The organism is Streptomyces sp. L-9-10 (assembly GCF_004151105.1).
Classification (GTDB): domain Bacteria; phylum Actinomycetota; class Actinomycetes; order Streptomycetales; family Streptomycetaceae; genus Streptomyces.
Genome location: NZ_PHRF01000048.1, coordinates 139,544 through 157,723 on the forward strand (window position 1 = coordinate 139,544; position 18,180 = coordinate 157,723).

General features: G+C 71.8%; 16 protein-coding genes and 1 riboswitch. Of the genes, 6 read left to right on the top strand and 10 right to left on the bottom strand.

What is annotated here, in order from left to right:
- Positions 1-15 precede the first annotated feature (15 nt).
- Both CU044_RS13220 and CU044_RS13225 read right to left on the bottom strand, forming a co-directional pair.
- Positions 16-771 (bottom strand): SCO2322 family protein, encoded by a 756-nt coding sequence (locus CU044_RS13220; RefSeq protein ID WP_193563958.1) that lies wholly within the window; start codon positions 769-771, stop codon positions 16-18.
- A complete protein-coding gene (locus CU044_RS13225) occupies positions 771-2,099 on the bottom strand; it encodes a prenyltransferase/squalene oxidase repeat-containing protein (RefSeq protein WP_129768741.1) in 1,329 nt (442 codons plus the stop codon). Before CU044_RS13225 ends, CU044_RS13220 begins: the two co-directional genes overlap by 1 nt.
- A 126-nt stretch (positions 2,100-2,225) precedes the next feature.
- Positions 2,226-2,297, bottom strand: a riboswitch (cobalamin riboswitch).
- Positions 2,298-2,657: 360 nt separating this feature from the next.
- Here CU044_RS13225 and CU044_RS13230 point away from each other — a divergent pair.
- A complete protein-coding gene (locus CU044_RS13230; RefSeq protein WP_165371884.1) occupies positions 2,658-5,069 on the top strand; it encodes a lamin tail domain-containing protein in 2,412 nt (803 codons plus the stop codon).
- Between the two features lie 139 nt (positions 5,070-5,208).
- On the opposite strand, the gene CU044_RS13235 is transcribed toward CU044_RS13230, so the two are convergent.
- Together CU044_RS13235 and CU044_RS13240 are read right to left on the bottom strand one after the other, a co-directional pair.
- Positions 5,209-6,444: a S8 family peptidase gene (locus tag CU044_RS13235; protein ID WP_129768743.1), complete on the bottom strand. Its 1,236-nt coding sequence runs from the start codon at positions 6,442-6,444 to the stop codon at positions 5,209-5,211.
- A gap of 212 nt (positions 6,445-6,656) precedes the next feature.
- Positions 6,657-7,289 (bottom strand): TetR family transcriptional regulator, encoded by a 633-nt coding sequence (locus CU044_RS13240; protein ID WP_129768744.1) that lies wholly within the window; start codon positions 7,287-7,289, stop codon positions 6,657-6,659.
- 238 nt (positions 7,290-7,527) lie between these two features.
- On the opposite strand from CU044_RS13240, the gene CU044_RS13245 reads away from it, so the two are divergent.
- From CU044_RS13245 to CU044_RS13255, 3 genes are read left to right on the top strand one after another with little or no spacing between them, the layout of a single operon-like run.
- The gene (locus CU044_RS13245) at positions 7,528-8,934 is read left to right on the top strand and encodes a glycosyltransferase family 4 protein (protein ID WP_129768745.1); all 1,407 of its coding nucleotides are present in this window, start codon (positions 7,528-7,530) and stop codon (positions 8,932-8,934) included.
- A complete protein-coding gene (locus tag CU044_RS13250) occupies positions 8,928-9,671 on the top strand; it encodes a class I SAM-dependent methyltransferase (protein WP_129768746.1) in 744 nt (247 codons plus the stop codon). The genes CU044_RS13245 and CU044_RS13250 overlap by 7 nt, the downstream gene beginning before the upstream one ends.
- A 2-nt stretch (positions 9,672-9,673) precedes the next feature.
- Positions 9,674-10,807 carry a prenyltransferase gene (locus CU044_RS13255; RefSeq protein WP_129768798.1) on the top strand — a complete coding sequence of 378 codons (1,134 nt, stop codon included), beginning with the start codon at positions 9,674-9,676 and terminating at the stop codon, positions 10,805-10,807.
- A 25-nt stretch (positions 10,808-10,832) separates the two neighbouring features.
- On the opposite strand, the gene CU044_RS13260 is transcribed toward CU044_RS13255, so the two are convergent.
- From CU044_RS13260 to CU044_RS13280, 5 genes are all read right to left on the bottom strand, one after another.
- Positions 10,833-11,126, bottom strand: coding sequence for a hypothetical protein (locus CU044_RS13260; RefSeq protein ID WP_129768747.1), 294 nt, complete (start codon positions 11,124-11,126; stop codon positions 10,833-10,835).
- A 167-nt stretch (positions 11,127-11,293) separates the two neighbouring features.
- The gene (locus tag CU044_RS13265) at positions 11,294-12,109 is read right to left on the bottom strand and encodes a DUF5336 domain-containing protein (protein WP_129768748.1); all 816 of its coding nucleotides are present in this window, start codon (positions 12,107-12,109) and stop codon (positions 11,294-11,296) included.
- 285 nt (positions 12,110-12,394) lie between these two features.
- Positions 12,395-13,318: an N-acetylmuramoyl-L-alanine amidase gene (locus CU044_RS13270; protein ID WP_240045544.1), complete on the bottom strand. Its 924-nt coding sequence runs from the start codon at positions 13,316-13,318 to the stop codon at positions 12,395-12,397.
- Between the two features lie 49 nt (positions 13,319-13,367).
- The gene (locus tag CU044_RS13275) at positions 13,368-14,048 is read right to left on the bottom strand and encodes a class I SAM-dependent methyltransferase (protein ID WP_129768749.1); all 681 of its coding nucleotides are present in this window, start codon (positions 14,046-14,048) and stop codon (positions 13,368-13,370) included.
- Positions 14,049-14,180: 132 nt separating this feature from the next.
- A complete protein-coding gene (locus tag CU044_RS13280) occupies positions 14,181-16,106 on the bottom strand; it encodes an MFS transporter (protein ID WP_345790135.1) in 1,926 nt (641 codons plus the stop codon).
- Positions 16,107-16,308: 202 nt separating this feature from the next.
- Between CU044_RS13280 and CU044_RS13285 the strand changes: the two genes are divergently transcribed.
- Both CU044_RS13285 and CU044_RS13290 read left to right on the top strand, forming a co-directional pair.
- Entirely contained in the window at positions 16,309-16,962 is a 654-nt protein-coding gene (locus CU044_RS13285) for an ATP-dependent Clp protease proteolytic subunit (protein WP_129768751.1), read from the top strand.
- Between the two features lie 58 nt (positions 16,963-17,020).
- On the top strand, positions 17,021-17,632 hold the full coding sequence (locus CU044_RS13290) for an ATP-dependent Clp protease proteolytic subunit (RefSeq protein ID WP_129768800.1): 612 nt from the start codon (positions 17,021-17,023) through the stop codon (positions 17,630-17,632).
- Positions 17,633-17,638: 6 nt separating this feature from the next.
- Here the strand turns inward: CU044_RS13290 and CU044_RS13295 are convergent, their stop codons facing one another.
- Positions 17,639-18,142, bottom strand: coding sequence for a helix-turn-helix transcriptional regulator (locus CU044_RS13295; RefSeq protein WP_129768752.1), 504 nt, complete (start codon positions 18,140-18,142; stop codon positions 17,639-17,641).
- Positions 18,143-18,180 lie beyond the last annotated feature (38 nt).

Here is an 18,180-nt window from a genome sequence, read left to right on the forward strand (position 1 = left end):
TACCGCTCATGGCGCTCATCCGCGCCGACGGCGGGCCTGCCGGAGGCCGGCCGCGGCGAGGACGGCCACGGCGGCGGCCCCGGCGAAGAGTCCGGCCGACGGACCGCCGCCTTCCCCGTCGCTCGCGCCGTCGCGCGAACCGCCCGCCGCCGGTGCGGAGGCCGACGAGGGCGTTCCGGAGGTCTCCGGCGTACGGGAGGTCTCCGGCGTACGGGAGGTCTCCGGCGTCGCCCCGCCGCCCGCCACCCGCTCGCCGCACCCCGACGCCGGATATCCCGAGACGGCGCAGAGCAGCGCCTCGCTGTTGTAGCGCAGCGGCTTCGCCACCGCCGCCAGCGCCTCCGCGCTGCTCGCGTCCTCGCCCACCCGGGCGCACTCCGCCCGGGGCGCGGGCGGCTTCTCCCCGTCCGGCGCGTCGGCGTCCGTACCGGAGTCGATGACGACGGCGATCCGCTTGTGGCCGTCCCGCGCGGGGGTACTACCGCACACCGCCGCGAAGTCCGGTGTCCCGCGCGGCCGGTCCGCGTCCGCGCTGTCCGCGCTCACCGCGAAGCGGAAGCCGTTGACCGCGCCGTCGGCGGGCCGCGCCGTCGCCGGGCCCTGGGTGGCGTACGTCCACTTCGCGCCGTCGCTCTCCCAGAACGACCAGTAGCGGTAACCGGCCGCCTGGGACGTCCCCGCCCCGGCGACGACAGCGCCGAGGGCGAGAACCACCAGACAGACGACGGTACGGAGACGTACCGGGGCCGAGACCGAGGCGCGGGCGCGTATCACGGCCGGGCGGTCTTTCCGCGGACACTGATCCGGAAGCCGATGTAGCCGGCCACGACCAGCCCGATCACGATGAGCCAGAGGACGGCGCGCCCGCCCTCGTCGACGCTCGTGCTCGCCGCCGCGGCCGGCGAGGCCGGTACGGCGATGGCCTTCGGCGCGGGGCCGGTCGCGTTCAGCCGCTCCACGAGGTCGATACCGCCGAAGTTGCGCGGGTCCGTGTCCGTGGCGTGGGCGGCCAGGATCAACTGCGCGTAGGCGGCGGGGCCGTTCTCCTGCGCCCACGCGCCGCTGTTCTGCTTCAGCCACTCCAGCGCCCGGTTGGCCTGGTCCCCGTAACCGGTGGCCGTCAGGGACACGACCGCTTCCGCCGTGTTCCCGATGTCGGGCAGCGGCGCGCTGTCCTCGGCACCGGGCATCGGCGGCTGGTCGAGATGGCCGGTGGCCGCGAGCACGGACGCCAGATAGGCGGCGCCGTTACGGGCCGCGCGCTCCGGCGAGAGATCCGCCGCGGGGACACAGGACGGCGCGGGGCCCGCCTTCACGGGACCGCTCACCAGCCGCTTGCCGACCCCGGCGAGCACGGCAGCGGTGGTGGCGTCGTCGTTGGCGGACAGTTTCCCGGCCGCGTCCGGCTGGTAGGCGAAACCACCGGCGTCCGCGCCCGACGCGGTGTCGCACGGGATCGACAGACCCACCAGCGCGTCGTAGGCGTTCTTCCCCGCGGCGGACCGTACCGATGAGGGCCGTACCCCGGCGACGGTCATCGCGCCGATCACCAGCGAGGTGGAGTTGGCGTCGCTCGGGGTGCCGGGGGCGTAGCTCCAGCCGCCGTCCTTGTTCTGTACGGACCGCAGCCAGGCGATCCCCCTGGTCATGGCCGGCCGCTGCCCGCCGAGAGAGGAGAGCGCCTGGATGGCCGCCGCGGTGGAGTTGGAGTCGACCGCCGTCTTCGCGTCGCACGGCCTGGCGGGCTCGGGGCGGTACGCGGGGAACGCGCCGTTGGCGCACTGCTGGCCCTTCAGCCAGGCCACCGCCTGGTTCGCGGGCCGGACATGCGCCGCGAACTGGCCCAGCATCGCCAGTGACTGCCGCCAGACCCCGTCGTACGTCGGATCCTTGTCGCCGTACAGGCCCGGCGGGATCTTCACAGGCGCGGGCTCGGCCGGGGACGACTCGGCCGGAGAGGGAGCGGGGGCCGGATCGGCGGACGGGGACGCGCCGGGGGCGGCCGGTACATCGCCCCCCGCGACGGCGGCCGGAGCGAGCGCCACGCAGAGCACGGCGGATGCGGCGAGCGCCGCTGCGCAGCGGCGAACGGTGGTCATGGCGGGCGGGCCTCTCCTGCGGGAGCCGGGCGCGGGCACACCAGCGGCCCCTCCCGGCAGCGTATTCCTCGACGATGCCGGCCACCGGCGGCGTCCGATGGCACGAGCCGGTCACGACCGCGTACGGGGCATTCCGGCTCGCCGCCGGGAAGGCGGCTCACGGCTGCGGGTCAGCGCCGGTTTCGCACCGGCTTCCCCCCATACGGGCATGATGACGACTCGCTCACTCTACCGGCCCCCGTTCCCCCTTCCCCGGCAGGATGCCCGGGGAGCGGCCCTCGCGGACGGCCCGGTGTCCCCGGCGCCGCGCCCGGTCCCACGCCTGCCGCGCGACCCGTTCTCCGACAACCAGGTTAAATCCGGCGAACAGTCGGGAAACACTTGTCATTTGGCGGGCACGGAGTCTTGTTGTGGCTCTGTCTACGCGCGTATCTTGAGCCGACTTTTCAGGGTTCTCATAGTTCGTGCGCTTCTCGTACGTCTCGTGCGCCTCGCACGTCTCCCACACATCACGTTCGCAAGGAAGAGCTGACCGTGTCCCCATCCATACCCCCGGCCCTGCGCGGCCGGCGTGCCAAGGCGATCGCCGTGGCACTCCCCGTCGGCCTGGCCGGATCGCTCATCGTGCTGCCGTTCACCGCTCAGGCGACGCCGTCCCCGGACGCCGTCATCTCCGAGGTCTACGGCGGCGGCGGGAACTCCGGTGCCACCCTGACCAACGACTTCATCGAGCTGGGCAACGCGGGCGACGGTCCCTTCGACCTCACCGGCTGGTCCGTCCAGTATCTGAGCGGCTCGCCCACCCCCAGCTCCAAGTGGCAGGTCACCGAGATCAAGGGCGCCATCCCCGCGGGTGGCAGCTACCTCGTCGAGGAGGCCAAGGGCTCCGGCGGCGACACCGCGCTGCCCGCCGCCGACGCGACCGGCACCATCGCCCTGTCGGCGAGCAGCGGTACTGTCGCGCTCGTCCGCTCCACCACCCCGCTGGCCTGCCTGACCGCCGCCGACTGCGCGGCCGACCCGAACGTCAAGGACCTGGTCGGCTTCGGCACCGCCACCGTCCGGGAGGGCTCGCCCGCCACCGGCGCCGACAACACCCACTCGGTGGCCCGCAGCGCGACGCTCACCGACATGGACACCAACTCCGCCGACTTCAGCGGCGCGACGCCGGCCCCGCGCAACAGCGCGGGCGCGGGCGACGGCGGCGGCGAGCCGACTCCCACCCCCTCGCCCACCGACACCACCCCGGGCGAGCTGCGGATCCACGACATCCAGGGCACCACCCGGATCTCCCCGCAGGCGGGGAAGACCGTCACCAACGTGCCGGGCGTGGTCACCGCGATCCGCGCGACCGGCTCCTCGCGCGGCTTCTGGATCCAGGACAGCGCGCCGGACAAGGACCCGGCCACCAGCGAGGGCGTCTTCGTCTTCACCGGCTCGGCCACCCCGCAGGTCAAGGTGGGCGACTCGGTCCTGGTCACCGCCAAGGTCACCGAGTACTACCCGGGCGGCCAGAGCTCGGGCGCCCAGTCCCTCACCGAGCTGACCGGCGCGACGACCGTCGTGCTCTCCTCCGGCGCCGCGCTGCCGGCGGCCGAGCTGATCGACGCCGGGACGCTGCCCGAGACGTACGCGCCGAAGGTGAAGGGGCTCAACATCGAGCCGCTCGCGCTGAAGCCCGGCAGGTACGCGCTGGACTGGTTCGAGTCCCGTGAGGGCATGCTGATCCGGATCGGCGACAGCCGGGTGGTGGGCGCCTCCAACACGTACGGCGAGACGTGGGTCACCACCAAGCCCAAGCAGAACCCGACCCCGCGCGGCGGCACCGTCTACCCCTCGTACGACGAGGTGAACTCGGGCCGTCTGCTGGTCACTTCGCTGACCGGCGCCAAGCCCGGGGCCAATGTGGGCGACACCCTCGCCGGTACGACCACCGGTCCGCTGGACTACTCCGGCTACGGCGGATACGGCCTCCAGGCGAGCACCCTGGGTACGGTCAAGTCCGGCGGTATCAAGCCGGAGGTGGCCAAGAAGGGCAGGGCCGACGAGCTGGCGGTCGCCACGTACAACGTCGAGAACCTCGACCCGACCGACCCGCAGGCCAAGTTCGACCGGCTGGCCGAGGGCATCGTCAAGAACCTCGCCACCCCGGACATCGTGAGCCTGGAGGAGATCCAGGACGACAACGGCGCCAAGGACGACGGCACGGTCGCCGCGGGCGAGACCCTCGCGCGGTTCGTCGCCGCGATCCAGGCGGCGGGCGGCCCGGCGTACGACTGGCGCTCCGTCGACCCGGCGGACAAGACCGACGGCGGTGAGCCGGGCGGCAACATCCGTAACGTCTTCCTCTTCAACCCGAAGCGGGTCGGCTTCGTGGACCGGCCCGGCGGCGACGCCACCACCGCCACCAAGGTCGTGACCACCGGCAAGCACGGCAAGGACATCACGCTGTCCGTGTCCCCGGGCCGGATCAACCCGACCTCGGACGCCTGGAAGAGCAGCCGCAAGCCGCTGGTGGGCGAGTTCACCTTCCGCGGCGAGCAGGTCTTCGTGATCGGCAACCACTTCAACTCCAAGGGCGGCGACCAGCCGACGCACGGCGCCTTCCAGCCGCCGACCCTCGGCTCCGAGACCCAGCGTCTGTCCCAGGCGAAGGAGGTCCACGACTTCGTCTCCGGCCTGCTCGCCAAGGACAGGAAGGCCAAGGTCGTCGTCCTCGGCGACCTGAACGACTACCAGTTCTCGAAGCCGCTCACCACCCTCACCCGGGGCGGTGTCCTCATCGACCTGATGGACAAGCTGCCGAAGAACGAGCGCTACAGCTACGTCTACGACGGCAACTCGCAGACCCTGGACCACATCCTGGTCAGCCCCGCCATCAAGAAGCCCGTGTACGACGTGGTGCACATCAACGCGGAGTTCGCCGACCAGGCGAGCGACCACGACCCGCAGGTCGTCCGCATCAAGTGAGCCGCGTGAAGTGACCTTCGTCGGGTGAGCCTCGTCGGGTGAGCCTCGTCGGGTGAGCCCGGCCGAGTGACCCGGCTCCCCGTCCGGACCGCGGCGTGTACGCGACCCGCGTACACGCCACGGTCGCGTCATCTCCTCATCAGAGACCGTCGGTGTAGAGGAGACGGTTGGGGGAGCCGGTGCTGATGGGGAACACGGTGTCCTTGTCGGCCCGCTCGGTGAGCCAGTCGGCCACATCCTCCGGGGCGGCCGACGGGTTGCTCTCCTTGTAGAGGGCCGCGACCCCGGCGACATGGGGGCTGGCCATGGAGGTGCCGTTCAGCGCGACGGAGCCGCCGCCGAGCCTGGCGGAGACGATGGCGACGCCGGGGGCGTAGGTCTCCAGACACGTGCCGCGGTTGCTGAACCGGGCCTCCTGGTCCTCACTGTCGGACGCGCCGACGGTGTAGACGTCCGAGGCGCGGGCGGGCGAGACGCCGCAGGCGTCCACCGCGTCGTTGCCGGCCGCGACGACGGGCAGCACGCCGTGCGCCGCGACGGCGTTGACCGCCGTGTCGACCGCGCTGGACGCGGGGCCGCCGAGAGAGGCGTTGAGGACCGCGGGCTGCCTGGCGTTCTTGGCCACCCAGTCGAGGCCCGCGATGACCCCGGCCCAGGTGCCGTTGCCCTTGCAGCCGAGCGTACGGACGCTGACGAGGGAGGCGGCACGGGCCACGCCATAGGTGGCGCCGCCGGTGGTGCCCGCCACATGGGTGCCATGACCGTTGCAGTCCTGGCCCATACGCCCGTCGCCGACGGCGTCGAAGCCGACGGTGGCACGCCCGCCGAACTCGCTGTGGGCGGTCTCGATCCCGGTGTCGACGATGTACGCCGTGACGCCCTTGCCGGTGCCGTTGACCGTGAACTCTCCGTCGAGCGGGAGTCTCCGCTGGTCGATCCGGTCCAGCCCCCAGCTCAGCGCGGGTACCCGGTCCCGCGTGGCCCCTGTCTGTTCCGCCCCCGCCTGCTCGGCCCGCCACTGCCCCGGCCGGGTCGACGTCGGGCTGACGGTGACCCGGCTGTTCTCCTCGATGGCCCGGACGGCCGGGAGCGCGCGCACCTGGGACAGCTGGGCCGCGGAGAAGGCGGCGGTGAATCCGTGCAGGACCTTGTCGTAGGTGAACAGGGGGGAGAGGCCGAACTGCCGCAGGACGGTGGCCGGCGAGAACCCGGGCTTGAGGGTGACGATGTACTGACCGGGGACCGCGTTGGAGGAACGCTCGACCGGGACGAGGCTCTCCCGGGGGACGGCCGTGGCGTCACCGCCGCTGGTGCCGCTGATCAGGGGGGCGAGCAGCAGAACGGCGGCGGATGCCCAGCGCGCGCTGAGACGCATAGATGCTCCTTGGATGGCGGGAACCGCTCGCGGCCGGAGGGGACCCGCGAGGTGTGAACACCCGTCCTTCGTCCACAACACACGGGCCGCTTGAGCGATGACCACCGGATGGAGCAAGAACACCTGCCCGGTGCCGCCGGGTGCCGTGCGGTGCCGCCGGGTGCCGGCCGGTGTCGCCCGGTGCCGTGCGGTGCCGCCCGGCCGGCGGTCCGTCAGACGGCAGGCCCGCCGGGTCCCGCGGCCGTCAGGTCGATCAGCCGGCAGACCGTCTCGATGTCCGACTTCACCTGTGCGATCGTGGCCCGGCCCGAGAGCCAGGTGATCAGGGCCGCGTGCCAGGTGTGCTCGACGACGCGTACGGCGGAGAGCTGCTCGGGCGTCGGGCCCTGCGGACCGATGGACGGGCCGATCGCGTCGAGGATGATCGCCGTCGTCCGTCCGATGACCCGGTCCACCTCGTCGCGCACCCCACGGTCCGCGAACGTCAGCGCCCGTACCATCGCGTCGGCGAGATACGGATCCCGCTGGAGCGCGCGGAAGGCCCGCAGCAGCGTCTCGGCCACCCGCTCCGCCGGGCTGTCGCTCGCGGGCGGCCTCTTGCGCAGGGTGGTGTGCAGATGTTCCAGCTGATCCTGCATCGTCGCGACCAGCAGATGGACCTTCGAGGGGAAGTACCGGTAGAGCGTCCCGAGCGCGACCCCGGCCTCCTCGGCGACCTCGCGCATCTGCACGGCGTCGAAACCTCCCCGGCAGGCCAGCAGGGTGGTGGCGTCCAGGATCCTGCGGCGCCGGGCTTCCTGGCGGCGCGTCAGCGGGGGTGACGCCGGTCTGATTTCCGCAGCCATCTGTCCCACTCCATTGAACGCGTCCGCTGAACGCGTCCGCATGCTTCGCCGCCTCCGGACCGCACAGCATGGCAGACACCCGCCGTGGCACGAATCACCTGCTCCGGCGGGTGCCGCGACGCTACTTGCCGGTAGATTCGAAGCCGTGGACGAACAACTCTGAAACTTGTTCTAGATTGTGGACAGCGGTTACGCTCCGGCGAAAACGCGGAGAGCGCAGTGAGACAGGGGGCCGAGAGTGACCGCTGAGGCCATAGAGGCGGGCACAGGACCGGGGCCCCGGGGCGGAAGTGACCGTCCGTCGGAGAGCGGCGGCGACCGGCCCCTGCGTATCGCCCTTCTCAGCTACAAGGGAAACCCGTTCTGCGGCGGCCAGGGCGTCTACGTCCGGCACCTGTCCCGTGAACTCGCCCGCCTCGGACACAGCGTCGAGGTCATCGGCGCCCAGCCGTACCCCGTACTCGACGAGGGCATACCGCTCACGGAACTGCCCAGTCTCGATCTCTACCGGCAGCCCGATCCGTTCCGCACCCCGAGGCGCGACGAGTTCCGCGACTGGATCGACGGCCTTGAGGTCGCCACGATGTGGACCGGCGGCTTCCCGGAGCCGCTGACGTTCTCGCTGCGGGCCAGGCGCCATCTGGCCGCCCGCGCGGGGCAGTTCGATGTCGTCCATGACAACCAGACGCTCGGATACGGCCTCCTCGGAAACCTCGGCGCCCCTCTCGTCACCACCATCCACCACCCCATCACCGTGGACCGGCGGCTGGATCTGGAGGCGGCGGAGAACTGGCGGCGCCGGGCCTCCGTACGCCGCTGGTACGGCTTCACCCGTATGCAGAAGCGCGTCGCGCGGCGGCTGCCCTCGGTGCTCACCGTCTCCGGCTCCTCCAAGCAGGAGATCACCGACCATCTCGGAGTACGGGCCGACCGTATCGAGGTCGTGCACATCGGTGCGGACACGGAGCTGTTCTCGCCGGACCCGGCCGTGCCCGAGATCCCGGGCCGTATCGTCACCACCTCCAGCGCGGACGTCCCCCTCAAGGGACTCGTCCATCTCGTCGAGGCCCTCGCCAAGCTCCGCACCGAACACCCCGGCGCCCATCTGGTCGTGGTCGGCAGACGGGCCGAGGACGGCCCGGTCGCGCAGGCCATCGAACGGTACGGACTCGAAGACGCCGTCGAGTTCGTCAAGGGCGTCTCCGACGCCGAGCTGGTCGATCTGGTCCGCGGCGCGCGGATCGCGTGCGTACCGTCCCTGTACGAGGGGTTCTCGCTGCCCGCCGCCGAGGCGATGGCCACCGGCACCCCGCTCGTCGCCACCACAGGCGGCGCGATCCCCGAGGTCGCGGGCGTGGACGGGGAGACCTGCCTGGCCGTACCCCCGGGCGACGCGGGCGCGCTGGCCCACGCCCTCGGCCGGCTGCTCGACGACCCGGAACTGCGCGCCAGGCTGGGCGCGGCCGGCCGCGAGCGGGTGCTGCGGCGCTTCACGTGGGCGCGGGCCGCACAGGGCACGGCCGAGCTGTACCGCGCGGCGATCGCGCACTCCCCGAAAGCCGGCTCCCCGAACGCCCGCTCCTCGGCAGCCGGCCCCTCGGCCGCCCGCCCCTCCGACCGCGAAAGCAGGACGACCCAGTGCTGACCGTGGACTTCACCCGCTTCCCGCTCGCCGCGGGTGACCGTGTGCTCGACCTGGGGTGCGGCGCGGGTCGGCACGCCTTCGAGTGCTACCGGCGCGGCGCCCAGGTCGTGGCCCTCGACCGGAACGGCGAGGAGATCCGCGAGGTCGCCAAGTGGTTCGCCGCGATGAGGGAGGCGGGGGAGGCCCCCGAGGGCGCCACCGCCACGGCGATGGAGGGCGACGCGCTCAACCTGCCGTTCCCCGACGCCTCCTTCGACGTGGTCATCATCTCCGAGGTCATGGAGCACATCCCGGACGACAAGGGCGTCCTGGCGGAGATGGTGCGCGTACTGCGTCCCGGCGGACGGATCGCGGTGACCGTGCCCCGGTACGGCCCGGAGAAGGTGTGCTGGGCGCTCTCGGACGCGTACCACGAGGTCGAGGGCGGCCATATCCGTATCTACAAGGCCGATGAACTGCTCGGCAGGATGCGGGAGGCCGGACTCAAGCCGTACGGCACCCACCACGCGCACGCGCTGCACGCGCCGTACTGGTGGCTCAAGTGCGCGTTCGGGGTCGACAACGACACGGCGCTGCCCGTCCGCGCGTACCACAAGCTGCTGGTCTGGGACATCATGAAGAAGCCCCTCGCGACCCGGCTCACCGAACAACTGCTCAACCCCGTCGTGGGCAAGAGCTTCGTGGCCTACGCGACCAAGCCGCACCTGCCGGCCGCGTCCGCGGTGGCCGCCAAGTGACCTTGGCCGGCCGTGGCCCCCGTGCTACGGAACACCTCGTCCTGCCCGGAGTCCTCACCGCCGAGCAGGCCACCGAGACGGTCGCGGGCATCCTGGCGGCGCAGCGTCCGGACGGGGCGATCCCGTGGTTCCGCGGACACCATCTCGATCCCTGGGACCACACCGAGGCGGCCATGGCGCTGGACGCCGCGGACGAACCCGAGGCGGCGGCGCGGGCGTACGAGTGGCTGGCCAGGAACCAGAACGAGGACGGCTCCTGGTACGCGGCGTACGCCGACAGCACGCCGTACGCCGACGGAACTCCGTACGCCGACGGCTCGCCGTACACCGGCACCGCGGCCATGCCGCCCGGCGACCGGGGCCGCGAGACCAACTTCTGCGCCTACGTGGCCGTCGGCATCTGGCACCACTATCTGGCCACCGGCGACGACGCGTTCCTCGACCGGATGTGGCCCGTCGTCCACGCCGCGATCGAGTTCGTCCTCGCACTCCAGCAGCCCGGCGGCCAGATCGGCTGGAAGCGCGAGGCGGACGGCACGGCCGTCGGCGACGCGCTGCTGACCGGGTGTTCCTCCGTGCACCAGGCGCTGCGCTGCGCGCTCGCGATCGCCGAGGAACGCGAGGAGCCGCAGCCGGACTGGGAGTTGGCGACGGGGGCGCTGCGGCACGCGATACGCGACCACCCCGAGCGGTTCCTCGACAAGAGTGCCTACTCGATGGACTGGTACTACCCCGTGCTCGGCGGCGCGGTGACGGGAGCGCGGGCCACCGCTCGGATAGCGGCGGACTGGGACCGCTTCGTCGTACCGGGCCTGGGGGTGCGCTGTGTCCTGCCCAACGCCTGGGTGACCGGCGGCGAGAGCTGTGAACTCGCCCTGGCGCTCTGGGTGATGGGGGAGTCCGACCGGGCGCTGGAGGTCCTCCAGTCCATCCAGCACCTGCGCGCCGACGGCGGCATGTACTGGACGGGGTACGTGTTCGAGGGCCATCGGGCCTTCTGGCCCGAGGAACTCACCACCTGGACGGCGGGGTCGCTGCTGCTCGCGGTGGCCGCCCTGGGAGGAGACGAGGCGACCACCGCGGTGTTCGGTGGCGAACGGCTGCCGCTCGGCCTGGAGCCGGACTGCTGCCGCTGATCGGCTGTCGCCGACCGGTGACTGATCAGAGCCGGCGCAGCCGGCCCGCGATGCCGTGGCCGACCAGCAGATAGACGACCGCGGCGAGACCGTAGCCGCAGACGACGCGCGCCCAGGCCTCGTTGAAGGTGAACAGATCGTAGGACCAACTGGCGAGCCAGCGGGCCGCGCCCTGGATGAAGTCCACCAGGTCGTTGGCGCGGTTGGCGTCCAGCAGGAACATCAGGATCCAGAGGCCCAGAATGAAGGCCATGATGTCCGCGACGACGATGATGATCGTCGCCACGGAGCCGCTTCCACTGCGATGTCGTGTGGCCATGTCAACCGTGTTACCGGTCGCGCCCGGCGGAAACCCATGGGTTATCGGTGATCCGTTCGAATCGCCCCGGACGTCGCGGCGGCGCACGTCACACGGCACACGACGACGGCCCCCCCACCGGAAGGCGGGGGGCCGTCGTCGTACCGCTGGGATACCGCGGCGCGTGATCAGCCGCGCTGTATGCCGGACGTGTCCTGGAGGACTCCGCGCCGGCCGTCCTGCGTCTGGGCCACCAGACCGGGACCACGCTGCTCGACCGCGAGGTACCAGGTGCCGGGGGCCAGCTCGGCGATCGGGGACGGCGAGCCGTCCTCACCGAACAGCGGGCGGGCCACCGGTACGGCGAACCAGAACGGCGAGAAGTCTCCGGCGGGAGCGGCGCCGCCCTGCGACGGGCCGCCCTGCGCCGGACCGCTCTGCCGCGCCGCGGCAGCGGCGGCGGGCTGGCCCGCCTGGGAGCCGTACGGCTGCGGCTGGCCCTGCGTACCGTACGGCTGCTGCCCGGCCGGGTAGCCGTAGCCCTGGCCGGGGATGCCCGGCTGCCCGCCGTACGGCTGCGGGGTCTGCGGCTTCGGGGCGCCGATGAGGGCGACCTTCAGGGCCGGGACGACCGGCGTGGCGACGGCGGCGCCCGCCAGGATGAGCGCGGCGATGAAGCCGAGGATCAGACCGCTGCCCGCGCTGCCGTCACCGAGCAGGTACCAGAGGCCCGTCCAGGCCGCGAAGACCGACAGCGCGACACCGAACTGACCGAGGTCGAGTCCCACGACCTTCCGCGGCTGGGGCAGCGCGCGTGCGGTGACGATCAGTGCCGCGGCGATGACCCCGGCCAGATGGATGCTCATCACGACGCCCAGCAAGTCCCAGGCATTCACGCCAGTGCTGAAGCTGGACTCGTAGAAATTGAGGAACGAGGCGATGAAGAGCAACACCGCTGCTCCGATCACCACGCCGTCGCCTCGAGTGAGGGAGCGGATGTTCACGTGAAAAGTCCTTCGTCTGTCGTCTGCGTCGGGGCGGTCGTCGCGGCCGCCGGTCTGGCGGTACACGGTGCGAAGCTCGGGGGCGGCTCCCTATCGTACGGATGAATGTATCGTCTCCCCGTTCCGGCCGTCTGCCGGGTATCGGGGGCCGGTATACGCCCGTTACGCGGGCCCCTGGGCGGAGTTCACCACTCCTGTCTCTCGTGCACCGTCCGCTTCACCGCTCCCGTTCGTTTCGCCCGCTCACCACTTCTTGTCGTCACCGTCGTCACGTCGTCACTGTTGTCACTTCTTGAGGAATCCGCGGATTCCGGCCGCCAGCCCCTGAGCCGCCTTCTGACGCCATTCCGCGTCGGTGAGCAGCGCGGCATCCGACGAATCGCGCATATTGCCGCATTCGATGAAGACCTTGGGCACGGTCGACAGATTCAGCCCGCCGAGGTCCGCGCGTACGTCGAGACCCGTGCCCTCGCCCAGATAGTTGGCGGGGGAGCCGCCGGTCTCGCGGACGAAATTTCCCACGATGTGTTCGCCGAGATCGCGCGAGGGGCCCACGATGGCCGTGGTGTCCGCTCCTCCGCCCTTGACCCGGGCGGGGAGGATCACATGGAATCCGCGATTGCCCGGAGCCGATCCGTCCGCGTGGACGGAGATCGCGGCATCGGCCTTCGCGGTGTTTCCGATACGGGCGCGCTCATCGACGCACGGGCCGTAAGGGCGTTCGTCGTCATGGGTGAATGTGACCGTCGCGCCCTCCTTTTCGAGCAGAGCGCGCAGGCGGTGGGAGACGTCGAGGGTGAACTCGGCCTCGGGGTAGCCGGCGTTGGTGGAGGTGCCGGTGGTGTCGCATTCTTTGGTGGTTGTTCCGATATCCACCGGCTCATTGATCTCGGCGGTGTGGTCGCGATTGCGCGGATTATGACCGGGGTCGATGACCACGACCTTGTCCGCGAGTGGTCGGGCGGGGGCGGAGGGCTCGGCCGGGGTGGTGCCACCGGGAACGTCGTCGTCCCGCGTGTCACCGGAGGTGGAGGAGGAGGCGGCGGCGCCGGCCACCGAGGCGGCGGACGGACCGCCGTCCGGGCCGCTCATCCCCTGCCAGACGAGCCACCCCGCCACGGCGGTCGGCACCAGTGCGGCGACCGCGAGGGTGAGGGTGCTCCGGCCGGAACGGCCGCGGGTGGGCTGCTGACTCTCGTCGTACGACACCGTCGCGATGGTAGACCGTCGGGCGGTGTGGGCCGGGGAGCGCGGCCGGTCAGCCGGCCGGTGCCGTAGGACTTGCCGGTGCAGTGGGGCTTCCCGATGCCGTACGGCGCAGGACGCGCAGCGAGTCGGTCACGGACACCTCGGTGAAGGCGCCGGAGGCCAGGGCCCGGAGGTGGACGCGGTACGGGGCCTGCCCGCCGGCCGCCGGGTCGGGGAACACGTCATGGATGACGAGCAGCCCGCCCTCGGCGAGACGCGGGGCCCAGCCCTCGTAGTCCCCGTTGGCGTGTTCGTCGGTGTGGCCGCCGTCGATGAAGACGAGTCCGAGCGGACCGCCCCAGACCTTCGCGACCTGCGGCGAACGGCCGACGACCGCGATCACCGCGTCCTCCAGGTCCGCCGCCCGGAGCGTGCGGCGGAACGTCGGGAGCGTGTCCATCAGGCCGGTGTCCGGATCGACGACGGACGGGTCGTGGTACTCCCAGCCGACCTGCTGCTCCTCGCTGCCGCGATGGTGGTCGACGGTGACGGCGACCGTACCGGCCTCGCGCGCGGCGGCGGCCAGCAGCAGGGTGGAGCGCCCGCAGTAGGTGCCGATCTCCAGCAGCGGCAGCCCGAGCGCGCCCGCCTCGGTGGCCGCCGCGTAGAGGGCGAGCCCTTCATGGACGGGCATGAACCCCTTGGCGGCCTCGAAGGCCGCGAGGATCTTCGGCGCGGGTGCCGGGGGCATCGACTCTCCTCGTGCTGGTGCGATGGGTGGTACGAACCGTGGTACGGAGCGTGGTACGAACCGTGGTGCGGAACGTGGTCGCCCATGCTGCCGTACACCCCCGGCCGGCCGGCTGCCGGGGGTGAGGGCGGGTCAGGGGGCGACGGTGGTACGGCGCTCCCGCGCGCCCTGTCCGAGGACCAGATCGACATCGACCGGCACGCCGTCGCCGGGATACTCCGCGGGGAGCGCGTGCGGCGCGTACCCCGTGGCCGTTCCGGCCAGTACGTACCGTCCGCCGGACGGGGGCAGCAGCGTGTAGCGGCCCTTCTCGTCGGCGGTGGCCCGGCCCGCCTGCCGGCCCCGGGGGTCGATGAGCGTCACGTTCGCCCGCGCCACCGGCGTACCGTCCGTGTCCACCACCCGCCCGCGGAACCCGCCCGACCCGGCGACCAGCGTGGGCTGTGCGGTCCGGTCGGCGCCGGCCGCCAGGGGCTCCTGTCCCGGGGACTGTTGCGCGGGCCGTAGCGCCGAGCTCCGCGACGGCAGGAACGCGGCCAGCACCAGGCCGACGATCACCGCGCCCGTCGCGATGAGGAACGAGATACGGAATCCGTCCATGCTGGGGACCGCGACGCCCCCCGTCCGGATCGAGGTGTGCGCCAGCACCATGCCGATCACCGCGCTCGACACCGAGGTGCCGATGGAGCGCATCAGGGTGTTCAGACCGTTGGCCGCGCCGGTCTCCGACGGGTCGACGGCGCCGATGATCAGGGCGGGGAGCGAGGAGTACGCGAGTCCGATTCCGGCGCCCACGACGACCGAGATGACGATGGTCTGCCAGGCCGCGTTCATCAGGCCGAGGCCCGCTCCGTACCCGATCCCGATGATCAGCATGCCGAGCATCAGCGAGACCTTGGGGCCGCGCCGGGCGGAGATCCGGGCATAGACGGGCGCGGTGAACATCATCGTCAGACCGAGGGGCGCCACGCACAGACCGGCCACCACCATCGACTGGCCCAGGCCGTAGCCGGTGGAGGCGGGCAGCTGGAGCAGCTGGGGAAGGACGAGCGAGATCGCGTAGAAGGCGACACCGACCATGATCGAGGCGAGGTTGGTGAGCAGCACCTCACGCCGGGCGGTGGTGCGCAGATCGACCAGCGGGGCGGCGCTGCGCAGCTCCATCACGCCCCACAGCAGCAGGATGGCCACCGCCAGGCCGAACAGCCCGAGCGTGGTCGGTGAACCCCAGCCCCAGTCGCTGCCCTTGGTGATCGGCAGCAGGAGCGAGACGAGCCCGGCGGACAGCCCGATCGCGCCGAGCCAGTCGAAGGTGCCGTTGGCCCGTACCGAGGACTCCGGTACGTACCGGACGGTCAGCAGCATCGACAGCACGCCGAGTCCGGCCGCGCCGAAGAACAGCGCGTGCCAGTCGGCGTTCTGGGCGACCAGGGCGGCGGCGGGCAGCGCGAGCCCGCCGCCGACGCCTATGGACGAGCTCATCAGCGCCATCGCCGAGCCGAGCTTCTCGCGCGGCAGCTCGTCGCGCATGATGCCGATACCGAGGGGTATCGCGCCCATCGCGAAGCCCTGGAGTGCCCTGCCGACGATCATGATGACCAGGTCGTCGGTGAATCCGCAGATCAGCGAGCCGACCACCATGACGGCGAGGCTGGCGAGCAGCATCCGCCGCTTGCCGAAGAGATCGCCGAGCCGCCCCATGATCGGGGTGGAGACGGCGCCGGCGAGCAGCGTCGCGGTCATGACCCAGGTGGCGTTGGCGGGTGCCGTGTGGAGCAGGACGGGCAGGTCCTTGATGACGGGCACGAGCAGGGTCTGCATCACCGCGACGGTGATGCCCGCGAAGGCGAGGACGGGAACGATCCCGCCGGCCTGGCGGGGCGACGGATCCGGGAGCTCCCCGGCGTACTGATCGGTCGTCGTCGGTGGCATACGTGCGTCCTCCGGGCAGGAAGTAAGGGCAGCTGTGACGTGCGTGACAGGCGCTGTGGGTGCGTGACCGCAAGTGGATGCAGGATGAAACCTTCCATCCGGCCGCGATATTCCGGCGAACGCGATGCGAACGGCGCCGGAAGACGACTCCGGTCCTTTCGCCCGTTTTTATGACGCTCCGTCAGACACGGGACACGCGCCCCCGGCTCTGCCCTCGGCGAATCTGCCACGGGCCGAGAACCCTTGGGCGGGCACCCGGCGGGACCGAGAGTGGGCACGACCGCGGCCACCAGCCGGCCGCGCCACCCGACGACCTACGGAGGACCCGATGCCCTCACTCCTCACCGGTGGGAACCCCGCCCTCGACCCGCGGGCCACCGCCGACGACACGCCCCCGACCCGGTTCGACGACCAGCTGGCGGCCCGGCTGCTGATGCAGCGGATCGTCTTCCTCGGCACCCAGGTGGACGAGGTCTCCGCGAACCGGGTCTGCGCCCAGCTGCTCCTGCTGTCGGCGGAGGACCCGCGTACCGACATCACCCTCTGCATCAACAGTCCGGGCGGCTCCGTGACGGCGGGGCTGGCGATCTACGACACGATGCGGCTGATCCCCAACGACGTCTCGACCCTCGCCATGGGGTTCGCCGCCAGCATGGGGCAGTTCCTGCTGAGCGTCGGGGAGCGGGGCAAGCGTCTCGCGCTGCCGAACGCGCGGATCATGATGCACCAGCCGTCGTCCGGCATCGGCGGGACGGCCGCCGACATCGCCATCCAGGCCGAGAACCTCGAATTCACGAAGAGGGCCATCGAGCGGATCACCGCGGAGCACACCGGCCAGACCGAGGAGACGATCTCCCGCGACGGCGACCGCGACCGGTGGTTCACGGCCGAGCAGGCGAGGGAGTACGGGATGGTCGACCGTGTGGTCGAGTCGCTCGATGACGTACGCCCGGCCGGTTCGCGGCGACGGATCGGACTCTGAGATGAGCCAGTACACGGAGGGGAGCCGGTACGCGATGGAGAGCCGGTACGCGGTGGAGATGAGCCAGTACACGATCCCTACCGTCGTGGAGCGCACCCCGCAGGGGGAGCGGGCGTACGACATCTACAGCCGGCTGCTGTCCGAGCGGGTCATCTTCCTCGGCACCGAGATCGACGACGGCGTCGCCAACGTGGTCATCGCCCAGCTCCTCCACCTGGAGTCGGCGAGCCCGGAGCGCGAGATCGCGATCTACATCAACTCGCCGGGCGGCTCGGTCACCTCACTCATGGCGATCTACGACACGATGACCTTCGTCGGCGCGCCGATCTCGACGTTCTGCGTCGGGCAGGCGGCCTCGACCGCGGCGGTGCTGCTGGCGGGCGGCGACCCCGGGCGGCGGTTCGTCCTGGAGCACGCCCGGGTGCTGCTGGGACAGCCGGCGAGCGGCGGCCGGCAGGGGACGGTCTCCGACCTCAGCCTCCAGGCGAAGGAGATGCTCAGGATCCGCTCGGAGATCGAGGAGGTGCTCTCCCGGCACACGCACCACGACCCCGCGACCCTCCGCGCCGACATGGACCGCGACAAGGTCTTCACCGCGCACGAGGCGGTGGCCTACGGGCTGGCCGACGAGGTCCTCAGCAGGCGGGCCGTGCCGGTCCCGGGTACATAGGGAGCGTCAGGCGGCGAGGAGGCGTGCCTCGTACGACTCCGGGCCGCCCCGTCCCCCGCCCCGCGTCCCGGGCCGCCCCGGCAGCCCCGGCCTCTCCTGGCCGAGGGGGGCCGGACCGATCCGGGTCGGACGGGGCTGGGCCCGGCGCGGGTGTGTCCCGCCGAGACGGGTCAGTTCGCCGTGGCTCAGGGCGAGCAGATCGGCCAGCCCGAGGCCGAGGGCGCGGGCGGCGGCCGCGAGGACTTCCGACGAAGCCTCCTTGCGGCCCCGCTCCAGCTCGGAGAGGTACGGCATCGAGATCCTGGCCGCCTCGGTGACATCCTTGAGCGTGCGCTCCTGGGCGAGGCGCTCGCGCCGCAGCACGTCACCCACGAGGTGCCGCCACAGCGGCTCTCTGGGTTTCCCGGTCCCCGCGGGCGGCGAGGCGGTGGCGTCCGGGGCCGGCGCGGCAGCCGCCGCCACCGGGCGCAGGGGAATGACGCGGGCTTGGTCGGTCGCGTGGCTGCTCACCTTCCCCAGGGTGGCGGAGCGTCGCGCCCGACGGGAAG

What these genes read in the sequence shown, in the direction of transcription:
- CU044_RS13275 (WP_129768749.1), bottom strand. Translation starts at nt 14,048, where the DNA reads ATGCCCCCGGCACCCGCGCCGAAGATCCTCGCGGCCTTCGAGGCCGCC.
- CU044_RS13260 (WP_129768747.1), bottom strand. Translation starts at nt 11,126, where the DNA reads ATGGCCACACGACATCGCAGTGGAAGCGGCTCCGTGGCGACGATCATC.
- CU044_RS13235 (WP_129768743.1), bottom strand. Translation starts at nt 6,444, where the DNA reads ATGCGTCTCAGCGCGCGCTGGGCATCCGCCGCCGTTCTGCTGCTCGCC.
- CU044_RS13290 (WP_129768800.1), top strand. Translation starts at nt 17,021, where the DNA reads ATGAGCCAGTACACGATCCCTACCGTCGTGGAGCGCACCCCGCAGGGG.
- CU044_RS13240 (WP_129768744.1), bottom strand. Translation starts at nt 7,289, where the DNA reads ATGGCTGCGGAAATCAGACCGGCGTCACCCCCGCTGACGCGCCGCCAG.
- CU044_RS13285 (WP_129768751.1), top strand. Translation starts at nt 16,309, where the DNA reads ATGCCCTCACTCCTCACCGGTGGGAACCCCGCCCTCGACCCGCGGGCC.
- CU044_RS13225 (WP_129768741.1), bottom strand. Translation starts at nt 2,099, where the DNA reads ATGACCACCGTTCGCCGCTGCGCAGCGGCGCTCGCCGCATCCGCCGTG.